The organism is Bradyrhizobium sp. ISRA442 (assembly GCF_038085055.1).
Classification (GTDB): Bacteria; Pseudomonadota; Alphaproteobacteria; order Rhizobiales; family Xanthobacteraceae; genus Bradyrhizobium.
Map to the genome: position 1 here is coordinate 270,324 of NZ_JALGCN010000005.1, position 13,122 is coordinate 283,445.

Annotated in this window: 11 protein-coding genes; 4 read left to right on the top strand and 7 right to left on the bottom strand. The window is 65.2% G+C overall.

Annotation, left to right across the window (positions count from 1 at the left end; genetic code table 11):
• Window position 1: 1 nt before the first annotated feature.
• From MTR72_RS13555 to MTR72_RS13565, 3 genes are all read right to left on the bottom strand, one after another.
• A complete protein-coding gene (locus tag MTR72_RS13555) occupies window positions 2–742 on the bottom strand; it encodes a sulfate transporter family protein (protein WP_280967470.1) in 741 nt (246 codons plus the stop codon).
• Window positions 743–870: 128 nt separating this feature from the next.
• Window positions 871–2,289: an MFS transporter gene (locus MTR72_RS13560; RefSeq protein ID WP_280967469.1), complete on the bottom strand. Its 1,419-nt coding sequence runs from the start codon at window positions 2,287–2,289 to the stop codon at window positions 871–873.
• Window positions 2,290–2,620: 331 nt separating this feature from the next.
• Window positions 2,621–3,547, bottom strand: coding sequence for a LysR family transcriptional regulator (locus MTR72_RS13565; RefSeq protein ID WP_341510403.1), 927 nt, complete (start codon window positions 3,545–3,547; stop codon window positions 2,621–2,623).
• 110 nt (window positions 3,548–3,657) lie between these two features.
• Between MTR72_RS13565 and MTR72_RS13570 the strand changes: the two genes are divergently transcribed.
• Window positions 3,658–4,845 (top strand): CaiB/BaiF CoA transferase family protein, encoded by a 1,188-nt coding sequence (locus MTR72_RS13570; protein ID WP_280967467.1) that lies wholly within the window; start codon window positions 3,658–3,660, stop codon window positions 4,843–4,845.
• Entirely contained in the window at window positions 4,842–5,789 is a 948-nt protein-coding gene (locus MTR72_RS13575; RefSeq protein ID WP_280967466.1) for a hydroxymethylglutaryl-CoA lyase, read from the top strand. The genes MTR72_RS13570 and MTR72_RS13575 overlap by 4 nt, the downstream gene beginning before the upstream one ends.
• A gap of 198 nt (window positions 5,790–5,987) precedes the next feature.
• Here MTR72_RS13575 and nikR read toward each other — a convergent pair whose 3' ends face one another.
• Together nikR and MTR72_RS13585 are read right to left on the bottom strand one after the other, a co-directional pair.
• On the bottom strand, window positions 5,988–6,434 hold the full coding sequence (gene nikR, locus MTR72_RS13580; protein WP_280967465.1) for a nickel-responsive transcriptional regulator NikR: 447 nt from the start codon (window positions 6,432–6,434) through the stop codon (window positions 5,988–5,990).
• 57 nt (window positions 6,435–6,491) lie between these two features.
• Window positions 6,492–8,951, bottom strand: coding sequence for a heavy metal translocating P-type ATPase (locus MTR72_RS13585; RefSeq protein WP_280967464.1), 2,460 nt, complete (start codon window positions 8,949–8,951; stop codon window positions 6,492–6,494).
• Window positions 8,952–9,001: 50 nt separating this feature from the next.
• Between MTR72_RS13585 and MTR72_RS13590 the strand changes: the two genes are divergently transcribed.
• Window positions 9,002–9,277 carry a metal-sensitive transcriptional regulator gene (locus tag MTR72_RS13590; RefSeq protein ID WP_280967463.1) on the top strand — a complete coding sequence of 92 codons (276 nt, stop codon included), beginning with the start codon at window positions 9,002–9,004 and terminating at the stop codon, window positions 9,275–9,277.
• A 177-nt stretch (window positions 9,278–9,454) separates the two neighbouring features.
• On the opposite strand, the gene MTR72_RS13595 is transcribed toward MTR72_RS13590, so the two are convergent.
• Window positions 9,455–10,561: a YiiX/YebB-like N1pC/P60 family cysteine hydrolase gene (locus tag MTR72_RS13595; protein ID WP_280967462.1), complete on the bottom strand. Its 1,107-nt coding sequence runs from the start codon at window positions 10,559–10,561 to the stop codon at window positions 9,455–9,457.
• A gap of 192 nt (window positions 10,562–10,753) precedes the next feature.
• Here MTR72_RS13595 and MTR72_RS13600 point away from each other — a divergent pair, with 192 nt between their 5' ends.
• Window positions 10,754–12,136: a flavin monoamine oxidase family protein gene (locus MTR72_RS13600; protein WP_280967461.1), complete on the top strand. Its 1,383-nt coding sequence runs from the start codon at window positions 10,754–10,756 to the stop codon at window positions 12,134–12,136.
• Between the two features lie 178 nt (window positions 12,137–12,314).
• Here MTR72_RS13600 and MTR72_RS13605 read toward each other — a convergent pair whose 3' ends face one another.
• A complete protein-coding gene (locus tag MTR72_RS13605) occupies window positions 12,315–13,085 on the bottom strand; it encodes a sulfite exporter TauE/SafE family protein (RefSeq protein ID WP_341510404.1) in 771 nt (256 codons plus the stop codon).
• Window positions 13,086–13,122: the final 37 nt, after the last annotated feature.

A 13,122-nucleotide genomic window follows, 5' to 3' on the forward strand; every position in this document is an offset into this window, starting at 1 on the left:
GTCACCGCATCGAGCGCGCCGGCTCGATCAGCTCGGGCCGCGACCCCGACAGCCGCTTGTGCATGTGGACCATGAAGGCCATGCCGAAGATCGGCGTCGCCAGATTGACCACCGGGATCGAGACGAAGGCCGCGATGATCAGGCCGGCGGCGAAGATGGTCGACGCGTTGTCGCGCCGCATCGCCTTGGCTTCCTCCGGTGACCGGAAGCGCATCGCCGCGAGCTCGAAATATTCGCGTCCGAGCAGCCAGGCGGTGGCGAGAAAGAAGATCAAGAAGCCGGCACCGGCCAGGAACACGAAGGGCAGCACTATCAGATAGACCAGAATCGTGAGCAGCGCGGTCTTGATGCCCTCGTGGATCGCGAGCGTGAACGGCAGCGCGACGCCGGGACGCTCGGCGGGATAATGCTCGCGCTCGACATGGTCGGCGACGTCGTCGACGAACAGGCTCGCCACCAGCGAGGTGATCGCAGGCATCAAGAGAATGCCGCCGAACACGACGCCGAGGCCAGCGGCAATCGAGACAATCCAGGACAACACCTCGAGCGCAGAGTGCCAGCCGGGGCCGAGCAGCCCTTCGAGCCAGACCTCGCCATAGGTCGCAAACCAGCTCAATAGCCGCTGCAAGCCGATCGCCAGCACGGTGATCAGCACCAGGGCAACGCCGATCGAGCGCCACAGGATCGAGCGCATCGGCGGCGAGATCATTTGCGACAGCGCCTTGACGGCGGCATCCAGCATGGGAGTACCTCTCACGAAACCACCCGCGAGAGGTAGACACGAGAAGCTGCTTCGGCAAGGGATGCTGATCCGTCGCCGCCTGCGGCGTAAAGCGCGATCGAGCCGGAACGGGACGAGCCAAGTGGCGGCTACGCCGCGTCGAGCGGCTTGCCGCGCACGTTCGGACCGAACAACGCCATCGCGATCACCACGATCAGCATCGCCGCAGTGATCAGGCCGAACACGCCGATGACGCCGCCCTCCTTCAGCATGTAGGCGACGATGAAGCCCGAGAATGTCGCGCTGAGCCGGCTCATCGAATAGACGAGACCGGAGGCGCGCGCCCGGATCTGCGTCGGGAACACTTCGGTCTGATAGGCATGGTAGGCGTAGGACATCGTCGTATTGCAGGCCGTCAGCAACACGCCGCAGACGATCAGCAGCGCCGGCGCGCTGAGCTGCGCGAACGCCATGCCGAAGACGATGATGGCGATGCAGGCGCCCGCGATGATCCAGCGCCGCTCGAATTTGTCGGCAAAGCTAGCGGCCAATAGCGGCGCGATCGGATAGGCGAAGGCGACGATGAAGGAATATTGCAGGCTCTTGGTGACGGTGATGCCCTTCTCGACCAGCAGCGTCGGCACCCAGTTGGCGAACCCGTAGAAGCCGAAGGCCTGACAGAGGTTGAACACCATGAACAGCACGACGAGCGAGAGGTAAGGCGGACGAAACAGATCGGCGAAGCCCACCGCCGCAACCGGCGGCGTCGCGGAGTGTGCCGGGATGGTGCCTGGACGCGATGCGGTCCTACTCCCGGCTGCCGCCTCCAGCGTCGCCAGGACGCGGAAGGCCTCCTCGTTGCGGCCATGCCGCGCCAGCCAGAGCGGGCTTTCGGGCAGGAACAGCCGCAGCACCCAGATGATCATGCTGGCAGCCGCGCCAATCAGCACCACCCAGCGCCAGCCGTCGACCCCATAGGGCGTGAGCGGCACCAGCCACCAGGCCAGAAAGGCGACGACGGGCACCGCGATGAACATGATCGCCTGGTTCACCGCAAAGGCGCGCCCGCGCATCCAGCTCGGCACGAGTTCGGTGATGTAGGCATCGATGGTGATGACCTCGACGCCAATGCCGATGCCCGCAAGGAAGCGCCAGAACAGGAGGCCTTCAGAGGAGGTCTGGCACGCCATGATGACGGACGCCGCGGAATAGCCGAGCAGCGCATAGGTGAAGATCGCGCGCCGTCCGAAGCGGTCGGCGAGGAAGCCGAGGAAGAAGGTGCCGACGAACAGGCCGGCAAAGGTCGCGGCGACGAAGGCGCCGATGCCGGAGAAGCCGAAGAAAGCCTGCGTCGTCGTGGTCAATAGCCCGCTGCGGCCCAGGCCCGGCGCGATATAGCCGGTCAGGAACAGGTCGTAGATCTCGAAGCAGCCGCCGAGCGAAAGCAGGATGATGAGGCGCCAGACGTAGGCGGAGGCCGGCATGGCTTCCAGCCGTCGCGAGATCTCGTCCGGCGCTGCGGCTGCCGTGTCGAGCTCAAAGCCGGTGTCGATGCCCACGACGCTCATGATGTCCTCCCCGTGAAGCGCGCGCATCTCGCGGCGCCGGTCCCGGTGGCTTTCTTGCCGAAGCTCTGCCGGGTCGCGCCATGTTGGCGGCGGCTGGCCAGAAATCCAGACGAACATATCGATGGAAGCGTTCGAGAAACGCGAACTCGTGTGTTCTTCGCCTCTCCCCGCAAGCGGGGAGAGGCCGGAATTCACGACGGCAAATTCCGGGTGAGGGGACTCTCCACGAGTCCATTTGCTACCGTCTTTGCGAAGGCAGCCCCTCACCCCAACCCTCTCCCCGTAAGAACGGGGAGAGGGAGCGCATCGTCTCCGCGGCGACAGTCTTCCTTCAGCCCAACAGCTTCGCCTGCCAGTGCCCGCCGCGCACCTGCTCGGCGATCAGCTTGAGCATCAGGCGCCGCATCTCTTCCATGACATAGGTCATCGGCCGGTTGCGCAGGCGGCAGAGATAGAGCGTTCGGGTCAGCTTCGGCTCGATCACCTCGCGCGCGACCAGGCGGCGCGCCGCAAGCTGTTCCTGCGCGAACAATTTGGTCGCGATGGTGCATCCGAGACCCGCAACCAGCGCGCCGGTCATGCCGCTGATCGAGTTGGCGTGCAGGATGGCGCCGGCTTCGAGCCGCTTGAGCAGCACCGGATCATCCAGCAAGGCTCGGGCCGAGAGGCCGTGGCGCAGTAGGATCAGCGGCAGCCGGCTCAATTCCTCGAACCTGATCGGAAGCTTGGCCTTGCCTACCAGCTTCGTCGTGCCGACCAGGAACATCTGCTCCTCGAGCACCGGCTCGGTGATCAGGTCCTTTTCCGACGGCGGGTTGTAGACCAGCGCGAGATCGACGTCGGAGGCCATCAGATGCATCAGCGTCGCGCCTGACAGGCTCTCGGTGAGCGACAGCTTCAGCTTCGGATAGTCGGCGAGCACGGTGCGCATCAAGGGCACCCCGATCGCCTTGACGCCGGAATTCGCCATGCCGATCGAGATTTCGCCCGCGATTACGCGCGCGCCCTGGCGCACCTCGGTCTCGGCCTCTGCCATCGCGCGCAGGATGATGCGGGCGTGCTCGTAGAGCCGCTCTCCGGCAGCGGTCGGTTCCATGCCGCGCGACTTGCGCTCGAACAAGGGCGCCGCAAACTCGGCTTCGAGATTGGAGATATGATGGCTCAGCGCCGACTGCGCGACATTGACCTGGTCGGCCGCGCGCGACAGGTTCCGCTGCTCATAGACAGCGATGAAATAGCGGAGCTGGCGCGAATCCATATCAGGTCGGGGTCAGCGTTCGAAAACCGTGAAGAGAGTCTTCGACAGATTATATTTTTCAGAAGGCTTGTGAAGGCCTAGGCTGCCTGCCAGCGAACAGGGAGTGGCGCATGGAGAGGGAAGGATCAGCGGCCGGACTGCCGCTGGCAGGCGTGCGCGTCATCGAGATGACCCACATGGTCATGGGTCCGACCTGCGGCATGATCCTCGCGCAATTGGGCGCCGAGGTGATCAAGGTCGAGCCGCCGGCCGGCGACAAGACCCGCAGCTTGGGGGGCATGGGCACCTCCTTCTTTCCGCTGTTCAATCGCGGCAAGCGCAGTGTCGTACTCGATTTCGAGAAGGCGGAGGATCGCGACACCATGCACCGCCTGCTCGCGACCGCCGACGTGTTCCTGGAAAATTTCCGCGACGGTCTGCTCGAAAAGCAGGGGCTCGACGCAGACGAGTTGCGCCGCCGCCATCCACATCTGATCGTCGCGGGCCACAAGGGCTTTCTGTCCGGCCCTTACGAGCATCGCCCGGCGCTCGACGAGGTCGTGCAGATGATGTCAGGCCTCGCCGCGATGACCGGCACGCGCGAGAAACCGCAGCGCGTCGGCTCGTCCGCCAACGACATCATGGGTGGCATGTTCGGCGTGATCGCGATTCTCGCGGCGCTCTATCAGAAGCGCGCGGGCAAGCGCGACGGCGCCGACATCCGCATCGGCCTGTTCGAGAACTGCCTGTTCCTGGTGGCCCAACACATGGTCGAATACGAGATGACCGGCAACAAGCCGCGCTCGATGCCGGAGCGCGAGCACGCCTGGCCGATCTACGACATCTTCGATGCCGCCGGTGGCGAGCGCATTTTCATCGGTGTCGTCACCGAAGGCCATTGGCAAAGCTTTTGCCGCGAGTTTGGTCTCACCGAGTTCCTCGATGACCCCGCCTTGCGGACCACGACCGACCGCATCCTGGCGCGCGCACGGATCATTCCGCGCGTTGCCGAGGTGATCGCGCAGCGGAGCGTGGCGGAGCTGTCGCAAAAGCTCGATGCGCTCAACATCTGCTTCTCGCCGATCAATCGCCCTGAGGATCTCTTCGCCGATCCTCACGTGTTGCGGCCGGGCGGGCTCGTCAACAACGCCAATACCGACGGACAGCCATTCCGTGTGCCGGCGCTGCCGATCGAGTGGAACGGCCGCAACCTCGGCGAAGGCTTGAAGGTCGCGCCGCTCGGCGCCGACACGTCGGCCGTTCGTGCCGAGATCGACAATGAAGACACCACGTCGAAAGCCGCAGGGAGGCGCGCATGAGCCGCATTCAGGAGATTTATCCCTCGGGTCGCGTCAGCCTGCGCGAGGTGGGTCTGCGCGACGGGCTTCAGCTCGTGAAAAAGTTTCCCTCAACCGAAGCCAAGCAGCGCTGGGTACGCGAGGAATATGCTGCCGGCGCGCGGCATTTCGAAGTCGGCTCGTTCCTGCCCGCAAAGACCTTTCCGCAGTTCGTCGATGTTCGCGATGTGATCGCGACGGTGGCGAGCCTGCGCGGCGCCCATGGCGTCGCGCTCACGCTCAATGAGCGCGGGGTCAATGACGCCCTTGAATCCGGCGTCGGCGAGATCGCCTCGGTTGTTTCGGCGACCGAGGAGCACAGCCTGGCCAACGCGCATCGCTCGCGCGAGTCCGCAATCGCGAACGTCAGGCGCCTCTGCGAAATGCGCGACGCCAGCCAGCACAAGCCGCTCGTCAATGCGGCAATCTCGATGGCGCTGGGCTGCTCGATCACCGGCCCGGTCGATCCTGTCGAGGTGCTGCGGCTGGTCGACAAATGCCTCGAGGCAGGCGTCGATTTCGTCGGGATCGCCGACACCGTCGGCTATGCCGGGCCGAAGCAGGTGGCCGAGCTGACGCGCGCCGCGGTGAAGCTCGCCGGGTCGAAGCCGATCTGCATCCATCTCCACGACACCCGCGGCATGGGCATCGCCAACGCCGCGGCCGCGCTCGACGAAGGCGTTCGCATCCTCGACGGCTCGCTCGGCGGCCTTGGCGGCTGTCCCTTCGCGCCCGGTGCGACCGGCAATGTCGTGTTCGAAGACCTCGCGTTTCTCTGCGAAAGCAAGGGTTTTGTCACCGGGATCGATCTGGAGAAGCTGATCGCCGTGCGCAAGATCCTGCGCGAGGAAATGCCGAACGAGCCGCTCTATGGCGGTGTCGCGAGGGCGGGCCTGCCGTGCGGGAGCGCAGCGAAAGCGGCCTAGGGGCCCACTCCTGCGCTGCTCTCCCTTCTCCCCTTGTGGGAGAAGGTGGCGCGCGTAGCGCGCCGGATGAGGGGTTCTCTCCGCGAGTTCAGATCTAGAGTGAGACTCTCGGCGAGAGACCCCTCACCCGTCTCGCCGCTATGCGGCGAGCCACCCTCTCCCACAAGGGGTAGAGGGCAAGCACCGCACGCGCGTCGACTACTCATGCCGATGCGCATGCTTTCGCGCCCTCGCCTGCCTTCCTTCCCCCGTCGGGATCATCACCACGCGGCCATAGCGAACGCCGCGTTCGGCGATGATGTGGTCGGCGAAATGCCGGACTTCACCGGCGTCGCCGCGTAGCGCCGTCATCTCCATGCAGTTGTTGTCGTCGAGATGGACGTGCAGCGTCGCCAGCGCGAGATCGTGATGGCCGTGGAATTCCTGCACCAGGCGCTTTGAGAGATCGCGGGCGGCATGATCGTAGACATAGACGAGCCCGGCAACGCACGGGCCGGTCTGCGCGGTACCTTCGCTGCTCTGCTGCAGCCCGGCGCGCGCAAGGTCGCGGATGATCTCGGAGCGGTTCTGGTAGCCGCGCGCTTCCGCTGCGGCATCGATCTCCGCCAAGAGATCATCTTCGATCGTGATCGTAATTCGCTGCATCAGACTCCTCCCTCGCGTGGCGCCGCTCGCGGCCGTTTTACACGGATTCCGCGGCGCTCACAGTCGCGTCGCGCGCAGGCGCAACGCATTGCCCACGACGCTCACCGAGGACAGCGCCATCGCCGCCGCCGCGATGATCGGCGACAGCAGGATGCCGAAAGCCGGATAGAGGATGCCGGCCGCGATCGGAATGCCGGCGGCGTTGTAGATGAAGGCGAAGAACAGGTTCTGGCGGATGTTGCGCATCGTTGCCTGCGACAGCTTTCGCGCACGCACGATGCCGGTGAGGTCGCCCTTGAGCAGGGTGACGCCGGCGCTCTCCATCGCCACGTCGGTGCCGGTGCCCATGGCGATGCCGACCTCGGCGGCCGCCAGTGCCGGTGCGTCGTTGACGCCGTCGCCGGCCATCGCGACGCTGCGGCCGCTCGTCTGCAGCTTTGCGACCACCGCGCTCTTCTGATCCGGCAGGACCTCTGCTTCCACCTCAGTGATGCCGAGCCTGCGCGCGACCGCCTCCGCGGTGGTACGGTTGTCGCCGGTCAGCATGATCACCTTGATGCCTTCGGCCGCGAGCGCCCTCAGCGCGTCCGGCGTCGACGCCTTGACTGGATCGGCGATCGCGAGCAGCCCGGCGACTGTGCCGTCGACGGCCATGTTGATCGCGGTGGCGCCATCCAGGCGCAGGCGCTCGGCCTCGGCATCGAGCTGCTTGGTGTCGATCCCGGTCGAGGCAAAGTACCTTGCATTCCCGAGCACGATGGTCTTGCCGTCGGCCTTGCCGGTCGCGCCCTTGCCGGTCGGCGAATCGAACGCGTCGACCTGGCTGAGCGCGAGCTGCTTCTCCTTGGCCGCGCGGACGATCGCGTCGGCCAGCGGGTGCTCGCTGGCGCGCTCGACGCTGGCCGCGAGGCGAAGGATCTCGTCCTCCGCAAACCCTGCCGCCGGGACGATCGCGACCACCTTGGGCCTGCCTTCCGTCAGCGTGCCGGTCTTGTCGACCACCAGCGTATCGATCTTCTCCATCCGCTCCAGCGCTTCGGCGTTCTTGATCAAAACACCGGCCTGCGCGCCGCGACCGACGCCGACCATGATCGACATCGGGGTCGCGAGCCCCAGCGCGCAGGGGCAGGCTATGATCAGCACGCTGACCGCGGCGACGAGGCCGAAAGCAAGCCGCGGCTCCGGTCCGAACCAGGCCCAGGCCGCGAACGCGATGATTGCGACGAGAATGACCGTCGGTACGAACCAGCCTGCCACCTGGTCGGCGAGCCGCTGGATCGGCGCCCGCGAACGCTGCGCGTCGGCGACCATCTGCACGATCTGCGACAGCAGCGTTTCGCGCCCGACCTTGTCGGCACGCATGATGAAGCCGCCCGATTGGTTGAGCGTGCCGGCGATCACGTTTGCGCCGGCCTCCTTGGTGACCGGCATGGATTCGCCGGTGACGAGGGATTCATCGAGCGAGGAGCGGCCTTCGAGGATGATGCCGTCGACCGGCACCTTCTCGCCGGGACGGACGCGCAAGCGGTCGCCGGCATGCAGCGCCTCGATCTCGACCTCGTGCTCGCTGCCGTCGGCATCGATGCGACGCGCGGTCTTCGGCGCAAGCTGCAACAGCGCCTTGATCGCGCCCGACGTCGCATCCCGGGCGCGTAGCTCCAGCACCTGGCCGAGCAGCACCAGCACCGTGATGACCGCGGCCGCCTCGAAATAGACGGCGACGGCGCCCTCATGGCCGCGGAAAGTGTCGGGGAAGAGGTTGGGCGCGATGGTGCCGATCAGGCTGTAGACATAGGCGACGCCCGTGCCCATCGCGATCAGCGTGAACATGTTCAAATTGCGCGTGATCAGCGACTGCCAGCCGCGCACCAGGAACGGCCAGCCGGCCCAAAGCACCACCGGCGTAGCAAAGACGAGCTGGATCCAGTTCGACAGCGTCGGATCGATCCAGTTGTGCGGACCGGCGAGATGGCCGCCCATCTCCAGCACCACCGCCGGCAGCGCCAGCGCGCCGCCGATCCAGAATCGCCGCGTCATGTCGGCAAGCTCCGGATTGGGACCGGTATCGAGGCTCGTGACCTCCGGTTCGAGCGCCATGCCGCAGATCGGGCAGCTTCCAGGTCCGACCTGGCGGATCTCAGGGTGCATCGGGCAAGTGTAGATCGTGCCCGCAGGCATTTCGGGCTCGGGCGCCTTTTCCTTGGCGAGATATTTGGCGGGATCGGCGGCGAACTTGGCGCGGCAACCGGCCGAGCAGAAATGGAAGGTCTCGCCCTGATGTTCGAAGCGATGCTTCGAGGTCGCGGGATTGACCGTCATGCCGCAGACGGGATCGCGAACCTTCTCGTCCCCACCATCGCTGTGGTGATGATGATGGGCGTGACCGGCAGGATCGACATGTCCGCCGCAGCATGAGGATGCGGCAGGCCTGGTGGCCGGCGGAGCCGCCTTCGCGGAGCACCCGCATCCGGAACCGCCTTCCGCGTCGTGATGATGCTTGTGTTCGGCGTTGTTCATTGCTGTGCTCCGGCCTTGCAACCTATACCCGGTAGGGGTATTTAGACCCTATGCGCAAGGACATCAAGGCATCTGTCGGAAAACGTCTCGGCCGGATCGAGGGCCAGGTTCGCGGCCTGTCGAAAATGGTCGAGGACGACCGTTACTGCATCGATATCGTCACGCAGATCTCGGCGGTGCGCGCGGCGCTGCGCCGGGTCGAGGAAGAGATATTGAAGGATCACGTCGCCCATTGCGTCGAGCACGCGATCGCGAGCGGCGACAAGGCAGATCAGCGCGAGAAGATCGCGGAGCTGATGGCGGTGATCGGAAGGGCGGAGCGGTAGGTTTTCGCATTCGCCGTCATTGCGAGCGCAGCGAAACAATCCAGAATCTTTTTCCGTGGTGATAGTCTGGATTGCTTCGCTACGCTCGCAATGACGGAGGAGAGCAAGCAACATATCTCCCCCACGTCGTCCCGGCGAAGGCCGGGACCTCCGCGCGAACGCTTGCGCTCGTCGCGATTATCCCAGGGAGGAGTTTGACGAAGACTCGTCGTTCGGTACTCCTACCGCCCAAACTCGATAGATCATGCGGTATGGGTCCTGGCTTTCGCCAGGACGACGCGGGCTGGCGTTCACGCCGCCACCTTGCGCGCGCGTCTGCGGCGCCTCGAACGGTACATCGCGATCTTCTTCAGCAACCGCTCGGACGCCGTTATGCGCTCGACAATCTTTTGCGGCGTGTGCAGGCACCTCGCCTGTCATCACTTCTTCAGCCGGAATTTCAACCGGCGCTTCTTCGTCAATCGCCTCAGGAACGAGCGGCGGCGCACTGATCGCTTCTGGAAACACACTGAACGTGCCCGCCACCTCCTCGAGCGGCTTTTGCTTGTCGGCCCAGTGCAGGGCTGTGTAGTCGAAGCCGTGCACGATGGTGGGTTTGACGACTTCGAAATAGGGCGAGATGTCGAAGTCGCGGGGCATGTAGAGCGAGGAGTCGCGGATATGCAGGATCTCGCGGCGGGCTGCGCGGCTGCCGGCTTTGGTGATCTTCGGCAGGATCGGATAGCGCACTGCGTCGAAGGCCTGTGCGATCAGGGCCGAGCAGATGATTTTGGTCGGATCGCCCGAGCCGAGCGCGATCATGCGGCGCCGCCAGCGCTGCGGCACCGGCAGCGGAATCAGGAAGCGCATCAGGTCGACGATGTTCTTGGTGTCGTAGCCGAAGCCGATGCGGTTGATCGCGTAACGGCAGACCGTGGTGCGGTCCTCATAGGACAGCCCGACCGGACGGCAGACGCGGGTATGATAGGGGAAATATTTCGACAGCGGCGCAGAGGTGACGCCTTCGCCGATATTGGCCTCGATCAGCACATGCGGCTCGCCGCTGGGCTCAACGGCGCCCTCGATCGGACCAACATATAGCGCGGCATGCGACCAGGTCGACTGCGTCAGATACTTGATGATGCCGGAGATGCGATTGTTGCCCTCGACGAGCAGCACGTCGCCCTGCTGGATGACGCCGCGCAGGTGCTCGGGGTCGCTCGGCGTGAACGGCTCGTAGCCCGGCACCTCCTTGGAGAGGTACGCGGCAATCAGCTTGCCGACTGAGTCTAGGACGGTCCCCATGTCGAACTCCCCCCACGGCCTTTTCCGGCCGTCTTTTTCCCTTCTCTATCATGGTCGAAACGTGTTGCAATTCGGTTCATCGTTCCGTGAGCTCAAGCACGATTGATTCACCATGATGGTTGCCGCGCAACATCAGATACGGCAAGGTTCGCTAGCTGTTCCCGTTACGCGCAAGTCCCCGGAAACCATGACATGATGATCACGCGCCGCAGCTTCCTATCGGCGTCGGCGGCCTTTGCCGCAACGCCGGTCCTGCGCGCAATGGCCGCGCCTCTGCCACGCGAGGCTGACATTGTCGTGATCGGCGCGGGGGTCGCCGGCATCGCTGCGGCCCGGCGGATCATGGCGACGGGCCGCAAGGTGGTGGTGGTCGAAGCGGCATCCCGGATCGGAGGCCGCTGCATCACCGATAGTACGACGTTCGGCGTGCCGTTCGACCGTGGCGCACGCTGGATGCACAATCCCGAGACCAACCCGATGATCCGCCTGGCGCGCGGCGTCGGGCTCGACGTGTCGCCTGCGCCTGTCAGTCAGAAGATGCGCATCGGCCGCCGCAATGCGCGCGCTGGCGAGACCGAGGAGTTTCTGGCGGCGCTGGTGCGCGCCAATCGCGCGATCGACGAGGCATCGCGCGGCAAGCTGGATACCTCCTGCGCTGCCGTACTGCCAAAAGATCTCGGCGATTGGGCGGGTGCTACCGAGTTCCTGTTGGGCGCGAGTTTCGCCGGCAAGGATCTCAAGGAACTCTCGGCCATCGACAAGGCACGCGCGCAGGACCGCAACGCGGCGATCGCCTGCCGCCAGGGCCTGGGCACGCTGATCAGCAAGCTCGGCGAACAGGTGCCGGTCGCGTTATCGACGCCGGCAAGCCGGATGGCGTGGAGCAATCGCGACGTCAGCGTCGAGACCCCCGCGGGCAAGATCACGGCGCGCGCCGCCATCATCACCGTCTCGACCAACGTGCTGAGCGCGGGAGCAATCAAGTTCGCGCCCGACATCCCGAAGCGGACGCTCGATGCCGCGGCCAAGCTCGGGCTCGGCAGCTACGATCACATCATGCTGGAATTGCCGGGCAATCCGCTCGGGCTCGCGCGCGACGACATTCTCATCGAGCAGAGCAATTCGACGCGCACGGCGCTCATGTTCGCCAATATCGGCGGCTCCTCGCTGTGTTCGATCGATGTTGGCGGCTCCTTCGGCCGCGATCTTTCCGAACAGGGCGAGCAGGCCATGGCGGCCTTTGCCCGGGAATGGATCACAAAGCTGTTCGGCGGCGAAGCGTCTGCAGCGATCAAGAAGACCAGCGCGACGCGCTGGAATGCCTCGCCCTTCGTGATGGGCGCGATGTCGGCCGCCTCGCCCGGCGGCCAGCTCTCGCGAAAGGTCCTCGCCGAGCCGATCGGCTGTATGTTCCTCGCGGGCGAGGCGACCCACGAGACCCTGTGGGGCACGGTCGATGGCGCCTGGGACAGCGGCGAGCGCGCGGCTGATGCCGCGCTGCGCAGGATTGGTGCGATCAGGGACGAACCCGCCGACGTGCCGACGCAATCGACCAAGCGAAGGAAAAAACGTTAGCCGTCGTCGCGGACAAGCGCCCAGATCTCAGCTCGTCGTCCTGGACAAGCGGAGCGCAGCTCCAGGACCCATTACCCCAGGGAGTGGTTTGACGAAGACTCGGGGTTACCACTTCGCACCACAACTACATCCTGGGGTAGTGGGTCCTGGCTTTCGCCAGGACGACACTGGATAGTTTTCAACGCAAAATCCCATCCAGTGCCGGCAGGCCGGTGATCACAGCCACGGCAATCAACACGTAGCAGATGCCGCGAAACATCTTTTCGCTGGCGCGGCCGAACAGGGACGCGCCGAAGGCGACGCCGAGGGCATAGACCGGGCCGACGATGAGCGAGAGCACCAGCGATTCGCGCGAGATCAGTCCCGTCGTCGCGTAGCTGATCATCGAGAAGGAGTCCGACGCTCCAAAGAACAGCACGATATTGGCGCGCGCGACAATCGGGGCAATCGGGCGGCCGAGCCAGTAGCCGACGATCGGCGGACCGCCGGTTTGCGCCAGCCCGCTGCAGAAGCCCGAGAGGCCGCCGATGCCGACCGACAGCCAGGTGTGATCCTTGCCGCGATAGCGCCAGCCCGAGAACAGCAGAAGCAGCAACGCGGCAACGAAGCAGGAGATGATCCAGCGCGTGGTGACGGAATCGAGCACGCTGAGGAAATAGGTGCCGACGGGCACGCCGATCAGCGCGCCCAGCACGATCACCGCAGTGGCCCTGCGATCGGCCTTCCGCCAGGCGTCTGGCACAAGCGGCGCCGCCGCAACGAAATCGATAACGAGAAGCAGCGCGGCGACCAGCCGCGGTGCCGCGACGCTGCTTGCGAGCGGCATGAAGATCAGCGCGGCGCCGAAGCCCGAGAAGCCGCGCGCAGTGCCCGAAACGAAAGCGATGGCGCAAAGCGCCAGCGCGACGGTGAGGCTGACGTCGCCGGGGAGAAAGTCTCCAAAACTCATGCTCTGTGATCTTGGAGCATGATGTTGTCCGAAAACC

Coding starts and splice junctions, on each gene's coding strand:
- MTR72_RS13555 (WP_280967470.1), bottom strand. CDS start 742: ATGCTGGATGCCGCCGTCAAGGCGCTGTCGCAAATGATCTCGCCGCCG.
- MTR72_RS13560 (WP_280967469.1), bottom strand. CDS start 2,289: ATGAGCGTCGTGGGCATCGACACCGGCTTTGAGCTCGACACGGCAGCC.
- MTR72_RS13565 (WP_341510403.1), bottom strand. CDS start 3,547: ATGGATTCGCGCCAGCTCCGCTATTTCATCGCTGTCTATGAGCAGCGG.
- MTR72_RS13570 (WP_280967467.1), top strand. CDS start 3,658: ATGGAGAGGGAAGGATCAGCGGCCGGACTGCCGCTGGCAGGCGTGCGC.
- MTR72_RS13575 (WP_280967466.1), top strand. CDS start 4,842: ATGAGCCGCATTCAGGAGATTTATCCCTCGGGTCGCGTCAGCCTGCGC.
- nikR (WP_280967465.1), bottom strand. CDS start 6,434: ATGCAGCGAATTACGATCACGATCGAAGATGATCTCTTGGCGGAGATC.
- MTR72_RS13585 (WP_280967464.1), bottom strand. CDS start 8,951: ATGAACAACGCCGAACACAAGCATCATCACGACGCGGAAGGCGGTTCC.
- MTR72_RS13590 (WP_280967463.1), top strand. CDS start 9,002: ATGCGCAAGGACATCAAGGCATCTGTCGGAAAACGTCTCGGCCGGATC.
- MTR72_RS13595 (WP_280967462.1), bottom strand. CDS start 10,561: ATGGGGACCGTCCTAGACTCAGTCGGCAAGCTGATTGCCGCGTACCTC.
- MTR72_RS13600 (WP_280967461.1), top strand. CDS start 10,754: ATGATGATCACGCGCCGCAGCTTCCTATCGGCGTCGGCGGCCTTTGCC.
- MTR72_RS13605 (WP_341510404.1), bottom strand. CDS start 13,085: ATGAGTTTTGGAGACTTTCTCCCCGGCGACGTCAGCCTCACCGTCGCG.